18 protein-coding genes and 3 pseudogenes are annotated in these 17093 nt (G+C 36.7%); 12 read left to right on the forward strand and 9 right to left on the reverse strand.

The features are described 5' to 3' along the window. Positions 1-14: 14 nt before the first annotated feature. From BA768_RS00205 to BA768_RS00240, 8 genes and pseudogenes are all read left to right on the forward strand, one after another. The gene (locus BA768_RS00205; RefSeq protein WP_228388245.1) at positions 15-212 is read left to right on the forward strand and encodes a 3-isopropylmalate dehydratase; all 198 of its coding nucleotides are present in this window, start codon (positions 15-17) and stop codon (positions 210-212) included. Continuing rightward, positions 209-817 (forward strand): PRTRC system protein E, encoded by a 609-nt coding sequence (locus tag BA768_RS00210; protein WP_065719237.1) that lies wholly within the window; start codon positions 209-211, stop codon positions 815-817. The genes BA768_RS00205 and BA768_RS00210 overlap by 4 nt, the downstream gene beginning before the upstream one ends. Positions 818-837: 20 nt before the next feature. Further along, a complete protein-coding gene (locus BA768_RS00215) occupies positions 838-1056 on the forward strand; it encodes a PRTRC system protein C (RefSeq protein WP_065719238.1) in 219 nt (72 codons plus the stop codon). Positions 1057-1073: 17 nt separating this feature from the next. Next, positions 1074-2241, forward strand: a pseudogene (locus BA768_RS21700) (hypothetical protein). Then, positions 2238-2960, forward strand: coding sequence for a PRTRC system protein B (locus BA768_RS00225; protein WP_065719239.1), 723 nt, complete (start codon positions 2238-2240; stop codon positions 2958-2960). Before BA768_RS21700 ends, BA768_RS00225 begins: the two are co-directional and overlap by 4 nt. Next, entirely contained in the window at positions 2960-3766 is an 807-nt protein-coding gene (locus BA768_RS00230) for a PRTRC system ThiF family protein (protein WP_065719240.1), read from the forward strand. The genes BA768_RS00225 and BA768_RS00230 overlap by 1 nt, the downstream gene beginning before the upstream one ends. Positions 3767-4163: 397 nt before the next feature. Then, the gene (locus BA768_RS00235) at positions 4164-4631 is read left to right on the forward strand and encodes a DUF1905 domain-containing protein (RefSeq protein WP_065719241.1); all 468 of its coding nucleotides are present in this window, start codon (positions 4164-4166) and stop codon (positions 4629-4631) included. Between the two features lie 96 nt (positions 4632-4727). Beyond that, positions 4728-5717 carry a hypothetical protein gene (locus BA768_RS00240; RefSeq protein ID WP_065719242.1) on the forward strand — a complete coding sequence of 330 codons (990 nt, stop codon included), beginning with the start codon at positions 4728-4730 and terminating at the stop codon, positions 5715-5717. An 11-nt stretch (positions 5718-5728) separates the two neighbouring features. Here BA768_RS00240 and BA768_RS00245 read toward each other — a convergent pair whose 3' ends face one another. From BA768_RS00245 to BA768_RS00255, 3 genes are all read right to left on the reverse strand, one after another. After that, positions 5729-6118, reverse strand: a complete 390-nt coding sequence (locus BA768_RS00245; RefSeq protein ID WP_065719243.1) for a response regulator — start codon at positions 6116-6118, stop codon at positions 5729-5731. A 272-nt stretch (positions 6119-6390) separates the two neighbouring features. Next, positions 6391-6690, reverse strand: a complete 300-nt coding sequence (locus BA768_RS00250) for a helix-turn-helix domain-containing protein (protein WP_037438468.1) — start codon at positions 6688-6690, stop codon at positions 6391-6393. 13 nt (positions 6691-6703) lie between these two features. After that, positions 6704-6982, reverse strand: a complete 279-nt coding sequence (locus BA768_RS00255) for a helix-turn-helix domain-containing protein (protein ID WP_037438469.1) — start codon at positions 6980-6982, stop codon at positions 6704-6706. Positions 6983-7151: 169 nt separating this feature from the next. Here BA768_RS00255 and BA768_RS00260 point away from each other — a divergent pair, with 169 nt between their 5' ends. Then, positions 7152-8753 carry a hypothetical protein gene (locus tag BA768_RS00260; RefSeq protein ID WP_065719244.1) on the forward strand — a complete coding sequence of 534 codons (1602 nt, stop codon included), beginning with the start codon at positions 7152-7154 and terminating at the stop codon, positions 8751-8753. Further along, complete coding sequence (locus BA768_RS00265) at positions 8753-11404, forward strand: hypothetical protein (protein ID WP_065719245.1); 2652 nt, start codon at positions 8753-8755, stop codon at positions 11402-11404. Before BA768_RS00260 ends, BA768_RS00265 begins: the two co-directional genes overlap by 1 nt. Positions 11405-11443: 39 nt before the next feature. Here the strand turns inward: BA768_RS00265 and BA768_RS00270 are convergent, their stop codons facing one another. From BA768_RS00270 to BA768_RS00295, 6 genes and pseudogenes are all read right to left on the reverse strand, one after another. Then, positions 11444-12244 carry a TIGR02391 family protein gene (locus BA768_RS00270; protein WP_002978276.1) on the reverse strand — a complete coding sequence of 267 codons (801 nt, stop codon included), beginning with the start codon at positions 12242-12244 and terminating at the stop codon, positions 11444-11446. 10 nt (positions 12245-12254) lie between these two features. Beyond that, positions 12255-12527: a molybdenum ABC transporter permease gene (locus tag BA768_RS00275; protein WP_065719246.1), complete on the reverse strand. Its 273-nt coding sequence runs from the start codon at positions 12525-12527 to the stop codon at positions 12255-12257. Positions 12528-12628: 101 nt separating this feature from the next. Further along, a pseudogene (locus tag BA768_RS00280) lies at positions 12629-12967 on the reverse strand (DUF3872 domain-containing protein); the annotation flags it as partial. Beyond that, positions 12964-13419 (reverse strand): annotated as a pseudogene (locus BA768_RS00285) (conjugal transfer protein TraD); the annotation flags it as partial. The pseudogenes BA768_RS00280 and BA768_RS00285, both read right to left, overlap by 4 nt. 3 nt (positions 13420-13422) lie before the next feature. Then, positions 13423-13827, reverse strand: a complete 405-nt coding sequence (locus BA768_RS00290) for a DUF3408 domain-containing protein (RefSeq protein WP_059136911.1) — start codon at positions 13825-13827, stop codon at positions 13423-13425. 12 nt (positions 13828-13839) lie between these two features. Continuing rightward, positions 13840-14607: a ParA family protein gene (locus BA768_RS00295; protein ID WP_059136912.1), complete on the reverse strand. Its 768-nt coding sequence runs from the start codon at positions 14605-14607 to the stop codon at positions 13840-13842. A 699-nt stretch (positions 14608-15306) separates the two neighbouring features. On the opposite strand from BA768_RS00295, the gene mobA reads away from it, so the two are divergent. Together mobA and mobB are read left to right on the forward strand one after the other, a co-directional pair. Further along, positions 15307-15738: a conjugal transfer protein MobA gene (mobA, locus tag BA768_RS00300; RefSeq protein WP_065719248.1), complete on the forward strand. Its 432-nt coding sequence runs from the start codon at positions 15307-15309 to the stop codon at positions 15736-15738. Positions 15739-15746: 8 nt separating this feature from the next. Beyond that, complete coding sequence (gene mobB / locus BA768_RS00305) at positions 15747-17027, forward strand: conjugal transfer protein MobB (protein WP_065719249.1); 1281 nt, start codon at positions 15747-15749, stop codon at positions 17025-17027. The last annotated feature ends 66 nt before the right edge of the window (positions 17028-17093 follow it).

Raw genomic sequence — 17093 nt, forward strand, 5'->3', positions numbered from 1 at the left:
TAAAGCCAAGTACGATGAAAATCATAGATAAAAAAGGGAATTGGATTGAAGTTACCGACCTCATAAAAGCTATTCAACAAACAGGTTGGTATAAAGAATATCAGCACGACCACCAACAGAAACAGACAAGGAAAGACAGGAATATTGGGCAGATATGCACGAGAAACTTAAAAAAGAAAAAAGTATTAACAATTAAAATTTTAGAACGATGAACACCAATTTTTTCAATCAGATACAGCAGTTGGACTTTACAGGAGTATTGCAACTGAACATTTCAAAAGGGATAGAAAGCAACCTAATTGTAACTGTATTGCTCAACAACGAACAATGCGGAGATAGTGCAAAAAATCTAATTCCCCCATTGACCTTTAACGCCATGCCCCAAGAGTTTGACGAGGGATTTTTTGAGCAGATAACTACACCCATACAAAAGGTATCGGGCTTAATGGTGGATATGGAGAAATTTCAAAAGCAACTTGATGAAGCCAAAGCACAATCGGCAATCGAGAAAGCAAAAACCGAAAAAGAGAAAAAAGAAAAAGAAGTCAAAGACAAGAAGTTTAAAGATGCAATGGCAAAGGCGGACGAGTTGGAGAAAGAGGGCAAATTCCGTGAAGCGTGGATAAAAGTTCCCGATATAACGGAGTTTCCCGAAAAAGCAGACGAGATACGCAAACGTAAAACAGCATTATCAGACCAATTCGCAACACCGAGCCTTTTCGGAGCAATGGACGAGACAAAACCCGAACCGCAAAAAGAGGAAGAAGCTACTGCTGATTATCCTATTGATGAAGCGGACGAAGATGAAAACGAATAGTAATCATTAAAATAGACATTATGTTATTAGCAACGCAATTAGAACGAGTTTTTATACTCAAAGATAAAGGACAGGACATCAGACTGACCGACCCCGAACCACGTTGGAGCGTGGAAGCAGTAATGAATTTTTACTCCAATATGTACCCGATTTTGACAACGGCAAAAGTATCTACACCACAAATAAAAGACGATGCAGTCGAGTACAAATTTGAGAGCGTAATGGGTACGAAAGGATAAACAAAAATTATAAAACGATGAATTATGCAACGCAACATCATATCGGGAACAATCAATATACCCGAACAAAAACGACAACAGCAATTGCACCGACAGTTGGGCGAGTTCGCCAATTTGATGCAAAGACCAAAGGATGCAAACCAAGTGCAGAAAGACAAACAGAAATCCGTACCAATAGCAATGCTACCAATGGTATTTTAAAGTGTACGTTTCTGCCTAAACTGAAAACAGCACAATCCGTACAGGCTTGTCAGAAAATGGTGAGGGATTTTTACAAGTCCCTTTCCCAACTTGCCGAGCATTACAGCATTGAGCCAATGCAGACCAAGGATTTTGAGTTTCCATACAATATAACATTGGCTATGTGGGATATGGAAACCAAAGCAAAACGTACCAATATAAATTGGGAGGGTTTTAAATTGATACAGGACAGTACGAAAACCTACTTTACAAGTGAGGAACGGTACAACACAGGAACAACCTTGTATTACATTCCAATTGTGCCTCTCTTTCAAATGCTAAAAGACCCGAAGCGTAAAAAGACCGCACAGCTTTTAGTATCCGTATGCAGTTATCTGTACCACATTTCCCAAAATTCCCTATTATAGGCAGGAAGAAAGTTATCTATATTGGTTGTACGAAATGATGACAGATTGGGTGGAACAAGACGAGGAAACGGCAGAAACCGAAACCAACAAACGTGAATTGAGAAATGCCGAATACATTGGCGATAAAATAGAAAAAAAGCTATTTAACCGTATCAATCTAAAGGTATTTGAACAGCGTTTGAACCGATTTAAAAATGTTGATACGTTCGACAAGGAATGTTGGCAAGTGGCTCACAATGCGTTTGCTCTTTTTACGGAATATTCAAACGTAACCATTTTCATAAACGCCACATTGCCCGAAAAAGACCCTTACAATGATGATGACGAAAATGAAATAATCAGAATGGAGAAATACATTTCATTTATTGCAGATACCAGAGGCTGGTTATACGAAAGCCTTTCAGATACCATCAACAATGAATTTAACGAGTACGGGGCAATGGAGGAACCTACCATTTCCAAGCGATTTGATGGAAGCGAAATACCAACAGCCAATCTTGATTTTGAGAACCGATTGTTTGGTTTATTGAATGATTTGAGTGGAATATTATACGAATACAAAACAATAGAGAAATGAATACAACAACAGATATAACAGACTATTTTGGGACATTGTACTATTCAAAATCTGCTTTGGTTTTCTATGAAACCAAAGGAATTGAAACCGATATGTACGTGGAGCATTTTGATATGGACAGCAACGGAATGCCTATCAATGCCCATCCATTAACCGTAAAAGAAGCCAATATTTTAGCTAAGTCTTTACAGACCGATGAAGAAAAGAACCAAGCCTTTTTAAAACCAAAGGGAATTTTGCCTACCAATATTCTGCATATCAATCCAAATGCGGAAAAAGGTACGGTACTTTGGTACACCAAAACACAGCAACGGAAACTGTATTTTGTGGATAGTTTGGGCATATCCAATGGAAAAGCACAAGTACCACCAATGCTTTGGTTAGCGAGCAAAAGCAATCTTACGGTATTTGCTTTGGCAAGCGACAGAAGACCCACCGAGAAAGCACCTTTGCATTATGCACCTTTCTTCAATATCTACGAAAAAGGCAATGTATGTATGGGTACTGTGGGTATTGACGTCAAAAATTCGGCTTCGGTTGAGGAATTTATACAGGCGTGGGAACATTATTTTTTCAATTCCTATTTCAGTCATTCATTATGCGAAAACGTGACAAGAAAAAACATTGTAAACCTTTGGAAAGACCTTGTTGGTACTAATAAACCCTTTCCTAAAGAGGTATTGAAAAAGAATAATAAAACCCTTAAAAATCTATTGTGATGAATACACAAAAAAAAGTAGTTCATTTTACGGATAATTACCTGCTCAGTCCGACAAACCCTATTTCGGTAAACCTTATCGGAGCAGGTGGCACAGGCTCAAAAGTATTGACCGCCTTAATGGAAATAAACGAAAGTTTGATAGCATTAGGACACGCAGGATTCCAAGTCCACCTTTGGGATGATGATGTTATCACGAGTGCTAATTTAGGCAGACAGCGATTTGCAGAAAGTGAAACAGGATTGTACAAATCCGTTGCTTTAATCAACCGTTGCAACCGTTGGGCAGGAACAAATTGGAAAGCCGAAACGGTAAAGTTTGAAAAGGACAATTTTGGCAGATTGCCCGAAAAAGCAAGGGCAACAATTACCATTACATGTGTGGACAATGTACAGGCGAGATTTGGTGTTGATGAAATTCTAAAAGAAATAAGCTACCGCAGACACTACCAAGATGAGCCAAAATATTGGCTGGATTTTGGCAACAGCCAAGATACAGGACAAGTGTTACTATCTACCATCGGAGAGATAAAGCAACCCAATTCAGAGAAATACCAAACGGTGGCAAGCCTGCCATTTGTTACCGATGAATTTGGCGAACTATTGAAGCAATCCGAACAAGAGGACAGCACGCCAAGTTGCTCGCTTGCCGAAGCGTTGGAACACCAAGATTTGTTTATCAATTCATCGCTTACACAAATGGGTTGTTCTTTGTTATGGAACTTGTTTCGCAGGGGAATGACTGAATACAAAGGATTTTTTCACAATCTGAAAGATTTCCGCACCCACCCGATAAAAGTTGCCTAAAAGCCGAAATCGGCGGGCAAAAATGCAATTCCTTCCTACGGTCGGAAACGCATTTTTGCGGTTTAAAGCGGATGCAATCACTTTGCAAAAATGCACCGGCCCACAATTCCCTTTCCTTACATTTTACCAAACAGGTTGCGAGTTTTTTGCGTGGGATATTCAGTATCCCATTTTTTGTATTTGGTAATGACTTCTTTTCTTTTCACACAGCGACCAAAGAAAAGAAGCAAAAGAACGTCGCCTGATTAATGATGGTTTATAATAGAATATTTGCGATAACCCTAGCATCTAATTCATTAAATTTGTCCTTAAAACAAATAGACTAATTCCTATACAAAATACCCAAATTTTCTAAATTATGGGGTTAGCGGTAAAGCTATAATACAGGTCATAAAAGATGAAATACTTAGTAAAGGACGAGGAACTCGAATTGAAATATGAAGCAGGTAAAGGTGCTTGGACATATCACATCCAAGTACCTAACACTAAACATATCGTAGGAAAATGGGGCTCATTGAAAGTATCTGGTACAATTGACAACTACACAATTGACAGTATTAATTTGTTTACGATTGGAGGACAAGACAAGCTAATTTCAATTAATGACAAAATCAGGAAAGCAATCAGCAAAAGTGGTGGCGACACTGTAACTGTGACACTTTACTTATTGACTTCAAAGGAGCCGATTACAGAAAAAGAAATATTAGATACTTTTAGAAATTCGGGTGTTTTAAAATCGTTCAATAAATTACCAAAAGAAGATAGGATCAAAATTATTGAAAAAATATCCTCTACAAAATCCGAGGACAAACAAGTAAATCTAATTTTGAAATACATTGACCAATTGGGTGACGACAATGATTAAGCAGTCTTCACTTGATTTCCTTTCTACTCTCAAGCACAATGGTTTGAACAAAAAAATGGCATTACTTTAAAACTGTCAGTAAAAATAAATTTCAAAATGATTGAAACTGAAATCTCAATAACCGTAAACAGGAAATCCGATATTACCTTATTAGAGCAAACAATCGTCGGGAACAAGTTCCAATTTCCGGTTTACATTCGGGAATATGAATTTAGCTATCAAATAAATTTTACAAGTGATTATGAGGAATGGGAATTAGACACGGCTATTCTCAATTCTTTTCCTGGATATGAATTTACCACCGACCTCGAAAAAGGACGGAAGGAAATACGGATACAAATATCCCGATACCAATCTGAATTATCGACTGATGGCTGGGGAAGACGGATTGAAAATCCTTTGGATGAAACGAAATATCTTGTGAAAGCATCGGCAAATAAGTCTGAAAAATTCAACTCTAAAATCAAAGTTTTGTTCGAAGATAAAGAGCAGTTCTACTTTGTAAACATTGTGGATGGTGTTAACAGTACAACCGAAGAAAAAGGTTTTTTGCTTCTGGATCATTTTAAAGCCAATGAAACTGATGAAGCAACTTTTTTTAAAGATAGATTATACAAATCTCCATTAGAAGCTTTTCATTCAGGATACTATAAGTTATCTGAATTGGTTGACAAGGATTTTAGCACTTATCTTGAAAACAAAAAGAAAGAAATCAGAGAAATTCAAAAACAACCACGAAAAATCATCAGAGATTTTATAAACGCCTGTAACAGTTCCGATGAAAGTAGTATCCTGAAAAATCTTGACGAAAATATCGTTTTTGAAGTTCGTAAAAACTGGAAAACAATATTTGAAATCGAAGGGCTTTCAAAATTCAAAGAATATCTGAACTCATCCGATCAACAATTGTGTGGTAAGAATTTTAAAATCAGGTCATCTTGGAGTTTTAGTTTACCAAACGTGACTATTGGAGTAAAATATTTTCCGCCAGTTACAGAAAAGGATATGCACCCTACTCAAAAATATGAGCAGATAAGGTTTGTACTAAATGATAAAAAAATCGCTAGTATTTTGTATGAGAATTAGTGAATTTTATCCTAATTGATAACGGCTTCTATTACTTTTCTAAAATATTCCGCATCATTACCAATCAGCAAGTAACTTGAAAAACCAATATCTAAAAGATATTTACCCACTTTCTCATCATCAATATCACTATGTGCAATAAGTTTTATAGTTGGATATTTTGTTCTTAATTCTTGAAGTTCAACAAAAACATTCTTGTTGTAAAAATCAAGGTCGATAATACAAATTTTTGGGAGTTCATTTAATGAAGATAATTGTGACAGTCCATCTTCCATGCTTTCTGAACGAAATAAGACTTCAGTTCCCGAAGCAATGAGGTCTTTACAAATGAAATCTAAAATTGGGCTTTTATCATTGATAAAGGCGAGTGTAATTTTTTTTTGTGCTGTACCAGTTTCCATATCATCATACTTTTTTAAAGTTGATGTAGCCCTGCACAAAAAGAAAGCGCAGGCAACTACACTTACCGCACATTGAGGCACTGGTATACCCGACAACGAATAAGCGAGCGCCCACGCCTATGGCATGAGCGTTCTTCCTTATTGTCCCGTTGTCTAAAAATTACCAGTTTTCAATGTGGGACTTAAAGCAAAAACACTTTAAGTATTTCTATATTTTACATAGCAAAGATACTAAACTCTTGCTATTAGATGTATTAATGCAACAAAAAAGCTTAGTCTGAATTAGTTTTGTGATTGATATAATTCTGCTCCAATATTGTCATCAAATCTGTTTCCTTATAAATAATTTTGCCACCAATCTGAATATACGGCAGGATATTATCATCACGATATTGCTGTAAAGTGCGTTTGCTAATGTGTAACAGTTTGCATACATCTTCGCCCGACAAATAAATTTCTCCATTCATTACAGGACGATAGTTTTTTAATATGCTTTCAATACGGTTTCTCAACATCAAAATCATTTCTTGATGGGAAATGATTTCTTCATTCTCATTCGTCAATAAATCCATTGTCATTGGTATTTTAAGGTTGGTGGGCTTCGAGCAAAGCCTGTACATCCGAGCGTTTATAATAATTCTTCCGGTTTAGTTTGGAATAAGGCAATAAGCCTTTGTCCTTGTAGGTCTGCAAAGTCCGTTTGGTAATATCCATCATCAGGCACACTTCCTGGTTATCGAGCCATTTTTCTTCTTTAAAAATTGAAGTGTATTTCAGTGTGGCATTTTCGGTCAATTCCAAAAGTGCTTTCAGTTCATTTTTCATTCCGTCCAATACGGATTTTTGTATTGCGATAACTTCCATTTTTTGCTCAATTTTGCTGTGGAAGTCGAATTTATCAAGGATTTGTAAAGGCTTGGAAAATGTTGTATTGATTGTCGTTGAAAGGTAGTATTTGTCGCCACGATATAAATTTCAAGATAGTTTATTTTGTAAATTTGAAGAATATAGGTTACTGATAAATTAATTTTAAATGGCAGTATTACAAAAAGGCAATTCAAATTATCCGTTTTGGGGAGCATCAATAAATCTAATCACTGGACTTGACCCGTTAGGCCTTCAAACAACCTCAGAAGCGACTTACGCCACTATGTTGCCTGGAATTTCCAATTTGACTAATCGTCTCCGTTATTATGGGTTTTATTGTTGGCTTTTAGACTTCTATTTCAAGACCGAGAAGAAAGGCAACTCAAAAGAACAATATCGTTTTATCCGCAGAGCTGAATTGATGATTGCCATAATTATGCAAAGCGAGCGTAAAGGAGTTCAACAGATAACAGGAAGTAACTTTGCTTCAAACCTAATAAATACAGCTGAGGAAACTTATTTTGACTTAGCCGAAGGAGCAGACAAGGACAATACCGATAAAAATGTTTATTGGAAATATCCGTCCGGTGCATTCGGACAATATTATTACGGAGCAATGCAGGCACTTTCCTTAATTATTACAGCAATAAATGATGATGGAGATGTTATTTACAACATTAGTAAACCACACCCAAGACAAAAAGTTTCTGGGGAACAATTAGCCGAGGCTTTTGAAGTTTCATTGTCACCACAAATAAAAGAGTTATTTTATAGTAATATTAAAAAAGGAAAACTTTACCACTCTGATATTTCAGAACTGATAAAATATTTTGCGATTGACACGATACAAACAGAAAATGCCGAATGGCAACTATATGTGGAAATGCTTTTGGACAAAGACGAACCAAGTCAAGAAATGGAAGAACGCTTTACTTTTCACAGAAAGGAAACAATTTTGTCACTCTTAAATACAGCTGTTAAAAATGAAAATAATTACGACTGGCATAGATTTCTATTGGAAAGTTACCGAAAGAAATTGGGCACAAATAGTTATCCTGAAACGGAAACTAATATTGGTTGGTACTGCTATCAATTAAATGAGTATTGGCAATACAGTTGCGGAACAATATTTTGGGCTGTATTACAACATCTTTACGATTTTCAACAAGACCAATATCTGCCATTGTTTGTAAAGAAATTTTCAAGCAGTATTACAAATGAAATATGCAAAGAGCTAAAGCAAGCCATAGAGCCAACAAGTACACTTGCAGAAATTTTGGAGTTAATCCCTGAAACAGAAGACGAGGAAAACATCAAAAGGGAAATTGATGCAACAAACGACCCTGTTTTGGCCGCAAAATATGGCTTTATGCTTTTGCTTCAAATATTCAAAAATAATAGAGAGCAACTTCATCCATTGAAAGAATTTATGAGCAGAAAAAAGATAGAAAGGGATGGGAATATGGTTGATGGTATCTTGACAGTTCACACAGCAGAAAACGATACACTTCAAGATTTTGTTGAACAATTTATTTTACGCAAAATTATTTACAGGCACTCAATGGTTGCACTCAGAAAAATGGGCAACGGTTCACAGGCTACTCACAAATTTTTTATTGAGGAACAATACATCCGTTTCATAGATACATTTCCTCCAAGAAACACATCGCCAAGAATGAACGCCTTGCAAAACATAATGTTTGATTTACAGGTAATCAACGACCAAAGGGTTTTATCGCCATTACATAAGAAACTTTTGATTGACTAATGATACTAGAAAGAGAAAACATACTAACATTGATAGGAAGCAGAAGATATCATTCTGCAATTCTTACTACCTTCAGCTTTGACTTTTATTTTTTTGAAATGAAAGCAATGAAATGGTTGCGTTCTTGTGGCGTGAGAAACATCAACGTTTTTATTGACGGACATTATTATTCAGAGTTAATGCAACAAGCGACAGGAGAAGAAATGCAACTTTCTGCCGGTTATTCACTTTATCCTGTTTTTCAAAAGTCAGTATTCCATCCAAAAATTTGGATGTTGTTTGGTGAAAAAGAAGGATTGCTTATTGTTGGTTCTGGAAACCTTACAAATTCTGGAAATGGTAACAATGATGAGATTTGGGGAGCATTTCATTTTGATATTCGTTCAACCGAAAATTCATCAATCTTTTCGTCAGCTTGGGATTATCTATCAACTTTTTCTTCGTCAGTTAAGGGACAGATGAATGAAAAAACTACAAAATGGATACTTGAACATTCTAAATGGCTGAATGAATTGCCAAAGACAAAACCATTTCAATTTTTCGAAACGTCGCAAAAAGAGAAGGTTGCTTTCCTGTTTAATACTGAAACAACTTCTATTTGGAACGAACTTTTAAAACATCTTAGCAATGAGAAAGTAGTAGAAATAACTACCATTTCTCCATATTATGACAAGAATGGGAAAGTATTACAAGAACTCAATTCTCTTTTTCCTTCAGCAGTAGTAAAAGTCATATTGGATGAAAGCTGTTTAATTCCTTCTTCAATGCAGGTTGGCAAAGCATTTACATTTTACGATTGGTGTGATGCAGGCGTAAGCAAAATCCAATATGCAAAATCTAGAAACTCAAAATCAAAACTTCACGGGAAGATTATTCATTTCAAGACAAAAAATGGAAAAGAATTTTGCTTGTTCGGTAGTGCCAATATTACACCTGCAGGATTGGGATTATTGGGCAAAAATTCAAATGCAGAAGTTTCACTCCTTATTCAGTCAGAAAAAGGTGGATTATTAAATCAATTAGGCATAAAACTGAAAACAAGCAATAGTAAAAGCCTTGATGAATTTACAGCGACTACAAATCAGTCAATTTATGAAACTATAATCAAGAACAATCAATTTAAAGTACAGTTGCTTTGTGCAGAGTTGATTTATGATGAATTTATACTTCATTCCACTGGAACTTATACCGATGAATTCAAGGTTGTTTTCTTCGATAAACAAAACCGATTTTTGTATTCCAAAACTTTCTCAAATTATGCGAAAGAGCTAAAAATAACAGTCAATTTAGAATTAGGCAGTTTCCTATATGTGCAATTGACAAATGTTAATGATGGGATTATCTCAAATAAACTATTAATTTCCGATTATTTCCTTTTGGCGAAAACGCATCCTAACCCAAAAACAGAGGAAATTGAGAAAATTTATAGCGAAATTCAAAATGGCGAACTAAGTAAAGTTCTTGACTTGTTGCATTACGCCATCTTTGACGAAACAGAAAATGAGACAGGAGCCAGCTTTTTAGATAGTAGGAGAAGCACGTTTACAAAGCTGAATGATGACAAAGAACCTGAAAAACTTTACGATCTCTCTTCCTATAAAGCAATAGAAAATTCTGGATTTGAAAAAAACCTTCTACTCTCTTCTCTTTCCCTACGTGTTTTAGATGTTTTGAAGTTCATCAATTTAAATGGAATTTCAACAAATAAACAAGCTGATATAAGTATTGATGAGCAAGAAGACGATTTAGGCAACATAAATGGAAATGAGGAAGGAGAAGTGGCAACGGTTCGTAACCTCTCTTTTGTCATTCTTAAATCTGAAAAAAGAAAGTTGATGAACTACTTTGATAACCTTTACAATTACCAACAAGAAATTCTCTATGGGAATAGTCGACCAAAAACATATAGGCCTACACTTACAGATTTGACTAAATATTTAATCGCTCTTGAGTTGATAAGTGAATACGGAGGGAAATCTGCAAAGTATGACGAACAAGACACGCACCATTTTTTCAGTTATTTACCATTTGTAGACGATTATGACAATAACAATGTAAAGGGTTGTTGTTTAAACTTAATTGGCGACTTTTTGATGCTGGCAAGAAGCGGATTTAAAGCGTATGAATTTGACTATACAAAAAAGAAAATCGAGGAACTAAAAAAAGAGGCACTCATAAATACAATTGTTTGCTTAATTAACAATCGATGGAAAGATGATGAATTACATTACTTTTTTACTATGGCTTTAAATGCACTTCATTATTTAGGTTGTAGGAATGTAGATGATTTCAATAGCAATTTTGTAGAATTAAAATCCAAAATTAATATTAGAATTTCCGAGCTGAAAAACAGAACAAAAGGATTTGAAAAAAACTTAGAGATATTTTACGAAAGACTATGTCCTTCGTTTATAAAAGTGATTGAACAGATTGAAGATAAGAACTTTGATACATCAGCAGTTAACGGGCAAATTATTTACAAATCGCCTTGGGGTTATAGCTACGTTCAGTACGTAAATAAAACAAACGATTTTACTTTAATCAGACCTGGCTTTATGTGGGACTATGATAAAGAAGATTACATAAAACACAGTCCAGACGAAATTTATTTACCTCTAAAACTCTCATCTTTTATATGCACCGATTTGTAAGTTAAAAAATCGGATAACTTTTGGGTTATCCGATTTGCGCTATTTAAGTCCTGTTTTGTAAGTGTTATCAAGTTTGTTATGAATAATTGTAGCTACAACCAATACTTCAGTCATTTCTGAAAGTTGAGTGTCTTCTAATATTTTCGGGTTATGCGCTTTTGGATTTCGGTACATAGAAAAAAATCCTTTACAGAAGTTGCCGAAACCCTTATGCTCACTTTCTTCGCTTGGATTATTCAGCATATTAAAAGCAAGCATAGGTCTTTTGTCTTTTCCTAAAGCAAAACAATCATCAACCAGATCTGCTCCATCTGAAGTATAGCCACTTTTCTGCCTAAGTCTTTCCGCAACACTTTTTGTGATTTCTAGTATAGAGTGAAAATAATTTTCTTTCAGCCATTCGGCTTCGCAGTATGGTAAAATTTCTGAATGAACTCCGATACCGTGTACTTTTTCTTTGATTTTAAGTGACCTGCTTTTAGCTTCTGAAATGGTTTTAGCCTTTTCAACTAGTCGGGGTTGTCCGGTTTTATCAATTTCTATCCCTTCGTAAACTAATTTTTCATTGATAGTTGTTCTGTCTCTTTCAAATTCGTCTTCGGAATTATATCTTTTAGGATTTAATAACCTAACTACAAATGCCAATACATTATTTCCACAATTGTCTTGTATTTGCTTTTCTTTTAATGCATAAAAAAGTCTGTCGGTTTTGTTTGTACCAATTTGCGATTGAGAAATATTAGCACCAGCTAAATGTTCTGTGATTTTTGTATGCGTTAATAGATTTGATATAATGTCAGATATATTTCGCAAGGTTATGTCATCAAAGGATTTTGTCATTTAAAAATGATTAATTCTGTTTCTGGATTTCCAATTTTTGGATTTCCCTATCTTTTTTCTCACGAGAATAAACCCAAAGTGATAAAAGTCCAAATATAATCAATCCATAAGCTATCCATTTACCAACCTTTTCAATAAATTTAATGAAAACCGAACTTTCATAAGATGAAAAACCTTCGGCTCCCATCGGACCACGCCTGTAAAACTTTCGTCGGTTAAGCCAATAGCGAAGTCCTAAACCTGCAATCAAAAATATTATTCCTATAACCAATGATGCGACCATAACAAAACACTTAAAATCTACTTTTTAAATTTAAAAAAAAAACAGTTTTAATATTCCTTAAAAAGAGAAATCCTGCTTTTTGTGGCAGGATTTCATTGTTTTTAATCAGCACTATTAAACTGAAAACTTATCTGTTTTTCATTTCCAAAGCTGTCCGAAATCCAAACATCAAAGGATTGCGAAACGGCAGATGTTGAAGTATAGTACAACCGAAATTGCTCTGTGGGTAATGGGTATAAATCGTTCGGTAAATATGGTTGCTCATCGTAATACCGCAATGTGCCTTGTCCGTCAAATTGGAAATAGCGAAGAAAATACTGTGTGTTGCTGTAATTGCCTGTTCGCTGTATGGCAATGCGTATTTCTACCGTTTGTCCATTGGCTACATCTTTTGGAACTGGCATCACGTTTACCTCGAAAGGAAAATCGTTCTGTATATCGCTGTTTCCTTTTGGGCTGGTTCCAATTCTTCTTTTTGGAGCAACACCCCCACGGAGCTTAGTTCTTCAAAGGTAACCCCTTGGGCAAAACCGTTATCACCACCGGATATTCCGTACCTGTTCCATTCTTCTTCCTCTTCATCCAAATCAGGCATATTTCTGAAAACTTCGTCCAGCTCTTCCTGCGGAATTTGAACACTTACGTTTTCATTTTCGTCGTACTCAATGTCTAAATTAGCAGGGTTTATTTCGTTTTCCTGAATTTGGCGTTCAGTGGCAGTGTTTGGCAGGGAAAGGCGTTCTACAGGTTTGGGCTGTCCCATAATATCGGGTAAGTTCGGGTTGACTTTTTTATGCGGAGGGTCTTGTTTCGACCTTTTATGAATTACAATTTTATTCTGCAATAGCAGGACAATGACTATGAGTAGGCATATCACAATTACTATTTCCATAGCTTATAGAATAGGTTTAAAATGTTCGTTGAAATAATCGGTAATATCTTCACCGTACTCCCTAAAATGATGTTCGAGAATGTTGTCAATGTAAGAGTAGAGCGTTGTTCTTTCTTCCCTTGTCAGTTGAACGATGCGGAGCAATCTTTCGTGGTATTCAGGGCGTATGTAAACGACCTTGCCGTTACGCCCCGATGGAAATCGATTGACCAAAAACGTTTCCTCATAGTCCACTTTTTTTGATGAACTGTTACGGGCTTTTTCCCTTGGCTTGGTTTCCTTTGGTACATCCTGCTTTTTGTTATTGCTCGGTGGAGCTACAAGCTCATCGCCGCTTATGATGTTCATAAGGTATTCCTCATCAACATTGGGCTTTTCAAAATCGTTGTTTTTGTTATTTGAAGCCATACTTTACTGTTTTTATAGATGAGTGATTTTTAAAAATTCCTCGACAAACAAATCCATTTTCGTTGCTTTCATCAACTGTGGTTCAGCAGGCAGCAAACTTGATCGGAACACATAACTGCCTGTGTCGTCTGTTTCCTTTCGGAAACGTTTGCTGTCCATTATTCTTGTTTCCATTATGGGCAGGTTGAGTTCTTTGATAACATTTTGATAAGCATCATACAATCCTGTTCTTTCCCTCCCGTCCACTTGGTTCCAAAATAGCCACATCTCTTGTTCGGGATTTCCCTCGTCCGTTTGGGGAAGTCCGAGAAAGGCCTTGGTAAAGCCCAATGTACTTTCCACTACCAAACGATCGGCAGTAATGGGCGAAAAGATAAAGTCCATTTTTTTCAAGGTAGTCAGTACGCCTTTGGTATTGGCTGTTCCGGGCAGATCGAAGAAAACCACATCCGGTTCAACCGCCGACTGGCTTGTATATTCCGATGCTTTATCCAAAGCCGTTTCAGCCTTGCATTTAATAATCGGGTACGCTTTTTTGTTGATGGTTTGAAACTGCTTCATTGCTGCCTTTTTATGGTAGTCGTTCTGCATTATGGTTCTCTTATCCCTTTCACGCATATTGGTCAGGCTGTGTTGTGGAAAGTCGCAGTCCATCACCAGTACATTAAAACCTAAACGGTAATGAAGCACACTTGCCAGCAAGGTGGTCATCGTGGATTTTCCCACACCGCCCTTTTGGGTGGAGAAGCTGATTTTTAAAGTTTTCTTTGTTGTTTCCATTATTTAAAAATTTATTGTTACACACTTTATCTGTTTTGTAGGATTGAATATTGGTTTATCTGATTATTACCTCGTTCATATATTCCTGCATTCCCTTTTGGGTGCTTTCCTGCACAGGTACTTGCTTTCATTTTTGCCTTGTTAGGTACATTCTTTGGCAAGTGGAAAAACTTGCAACAGGTAAATTGCTTTACCGCTTTTATGCTTTTACACTTTTATTGTTTTATGCTTTTAAAACCTTATGCTTTTATTCCAAACTATCTGTTTGCAAACCTGATTTTCTTCTTTGTTTAGATACATTTTTTACTACCTGCACTAAAATTCTACGGCAAATAAAGCGATTGATTTAACCGCTGATTGAGCTGTGGCAGTGTTTGGCGTTCAAAGGCAGTGTTTGGTACTGCTATACAGTACAATGCTTTCGTAAACAGGGCTTTACTTTGTAAAATGATTTTTATTAACGGATTTATGCAAAAGTCTTTTGACAAAATGGAGGGTAACGGGAACGGCTTCTATCCGTTTTTCCCTGTTACATCCAATCCGTCCCGCAGGGCGGATTTTTGTGTTCAACAGAACACGGCAAGTTGTGTTTTGAGGCACTCGAAACTGAGTTAGTGCCTCAAAACAACTTGCCCTGCTGGGAGCTTAAAAAACGTCTTCCGAAGTCAGCGTTTTGTGTGGATTAAAAATGGATTAGTGATGAACGAGAACAATAACAAAAAACAGAATAAGGGCGGACGGAGAGCTAAGACCGACCCAAGCATCCACCGCCACGTTTTCCGTCTTACGGACGAAGAAAATGCCAAACTTTTATCGCTTTTTGAAGCATCAGGAATGCCCAATAAAGCAAAGTTTATCATTTCCCTACTGTTCAGTAAGGAAATGAAATCGGTTAGAATTGATAAAGGAACGGTTGATTTTTATATGCGATTGACCTCGTTTCACAGTCAGTTTCGCTCCGTAGGTGTGAATTATAATCAGATTGTAAAGCTGTTGTACAAGAATTTTTCGGAGAAAAAAGCCGCAGCGTTCCTGTACAAATTGGAAAAACAAACGGCTGAAATGGCGATGCTATGCCAAAAAATCATTCAGATAACCGAAGAATTTGAAGCAAAGAACCTGAAAAAATAGCAGTACAGATGATAGCAAAGATTGGCAGAAGCGGGAATTTATACGGTGCATTGGCGTACAATCAGCTCAAAGTAGAGAATGAAAACGGGAAAATTCTGTTCGCAAATAAGATAATCGAAACGCCAACTGGAGCATATACTGTTGCACAATTAGCACAATCTTTTGCACCTTACCTGATTGCCAACCGCAATACGGAAAAGCATACGTTGCATATTTCGCTCAATCCCGACCCGAAAGATAAGGTTAGCGATGACAGGTTTCGGCAAATGGCGGAAGAATATATGCGGGAAATGGGCTACGGCGAACAGCCTTTTGTGGTATTCAAACATACCGATATCGACCGCAGCCATATACACATTGTATCGGTTTGCGTGGACGAGCAGGGCAAAAAGATTTCGGACAAATTCGAGAAAATGCGGTCTATGAATGTGTGCCGTGAACTGGAAAGACAACACGGCTTGATACCCGCAACCGATAAAGAACACAAGCAGAACGACAAGATTTTCCGTCCGGTAGATTATCGGGCAGGCGATGTGAAAAGCCAAATCGCTTCGGTTGTCCGCCACCTACCGAATTATTATAAGTTTCAGACTTTGGGCGAATACAATGCCTTGCTTTCCCTGTTTAATGTTACCACCGAAAAAGTGGAGGGCGAATTGCAGGGAAAAATGCGGCAAGGCTTATTATATATTCCTTTAAACGAGAAAGGCGAAAGAGCCGGGCATCCGTTCAAGGCTTCGTTGTTTGGTAAAAATGCAGGGCTTCCGGCTTTGGAACTGCATTTTGCAAAATGCAAGGAGGATTTAAAAGACCACCCAAGTAAGCAGACCCTAAAAGCTGCAATTTCTATTGCTCTGAAATCCACAAATGATGAGCAGGCTTTTAAAAAGCAGTTGAGTGAACAGGGCATTAATGTAGTGGTCCGCCGGAACGATACAGGTCGTATTTATGGTATCACTTTCATAGACCACAATTCAAAGGCGGTTTGGAACGGTTCACGCTTAGCAAAGGAACTTTCTGCCAATACCTTTAATGATTATTGGAACAATAATATCAAACCGGAGATTAAAGAACCTGTCGTACAACTTCCAAAAACATCCACATCAAATGATGCAGATCTTCCTGCGGAAGAACCTCATCATTTGTTCGACTTCCTGAATACTACTGAAAAACACGAAGACGGTTTGATTGAGGCATTTGGCGGTTTGTTACCCGAAGCACAGGGCGATGATTACGAGGAACAGGATTTTGCTAACAAAATGAAGAAGAAAAAAAAAAGAAGACTGTAAGAGGTCAGATTTTGGAATTAAAAATCTGTTTTTAAAAAGATTTATTGAGCTGTCACTTTATAATTC

The organism is Chryseobacterium sp. CBo1 (genome assembly GCF_001693475.1).
Lineage (GTDB): Bacteria > Bacteroidota > Bacteroidia > Flavobacteriales > Weeksellaceae > Chryseobacterium > Chryseobacterium formosense.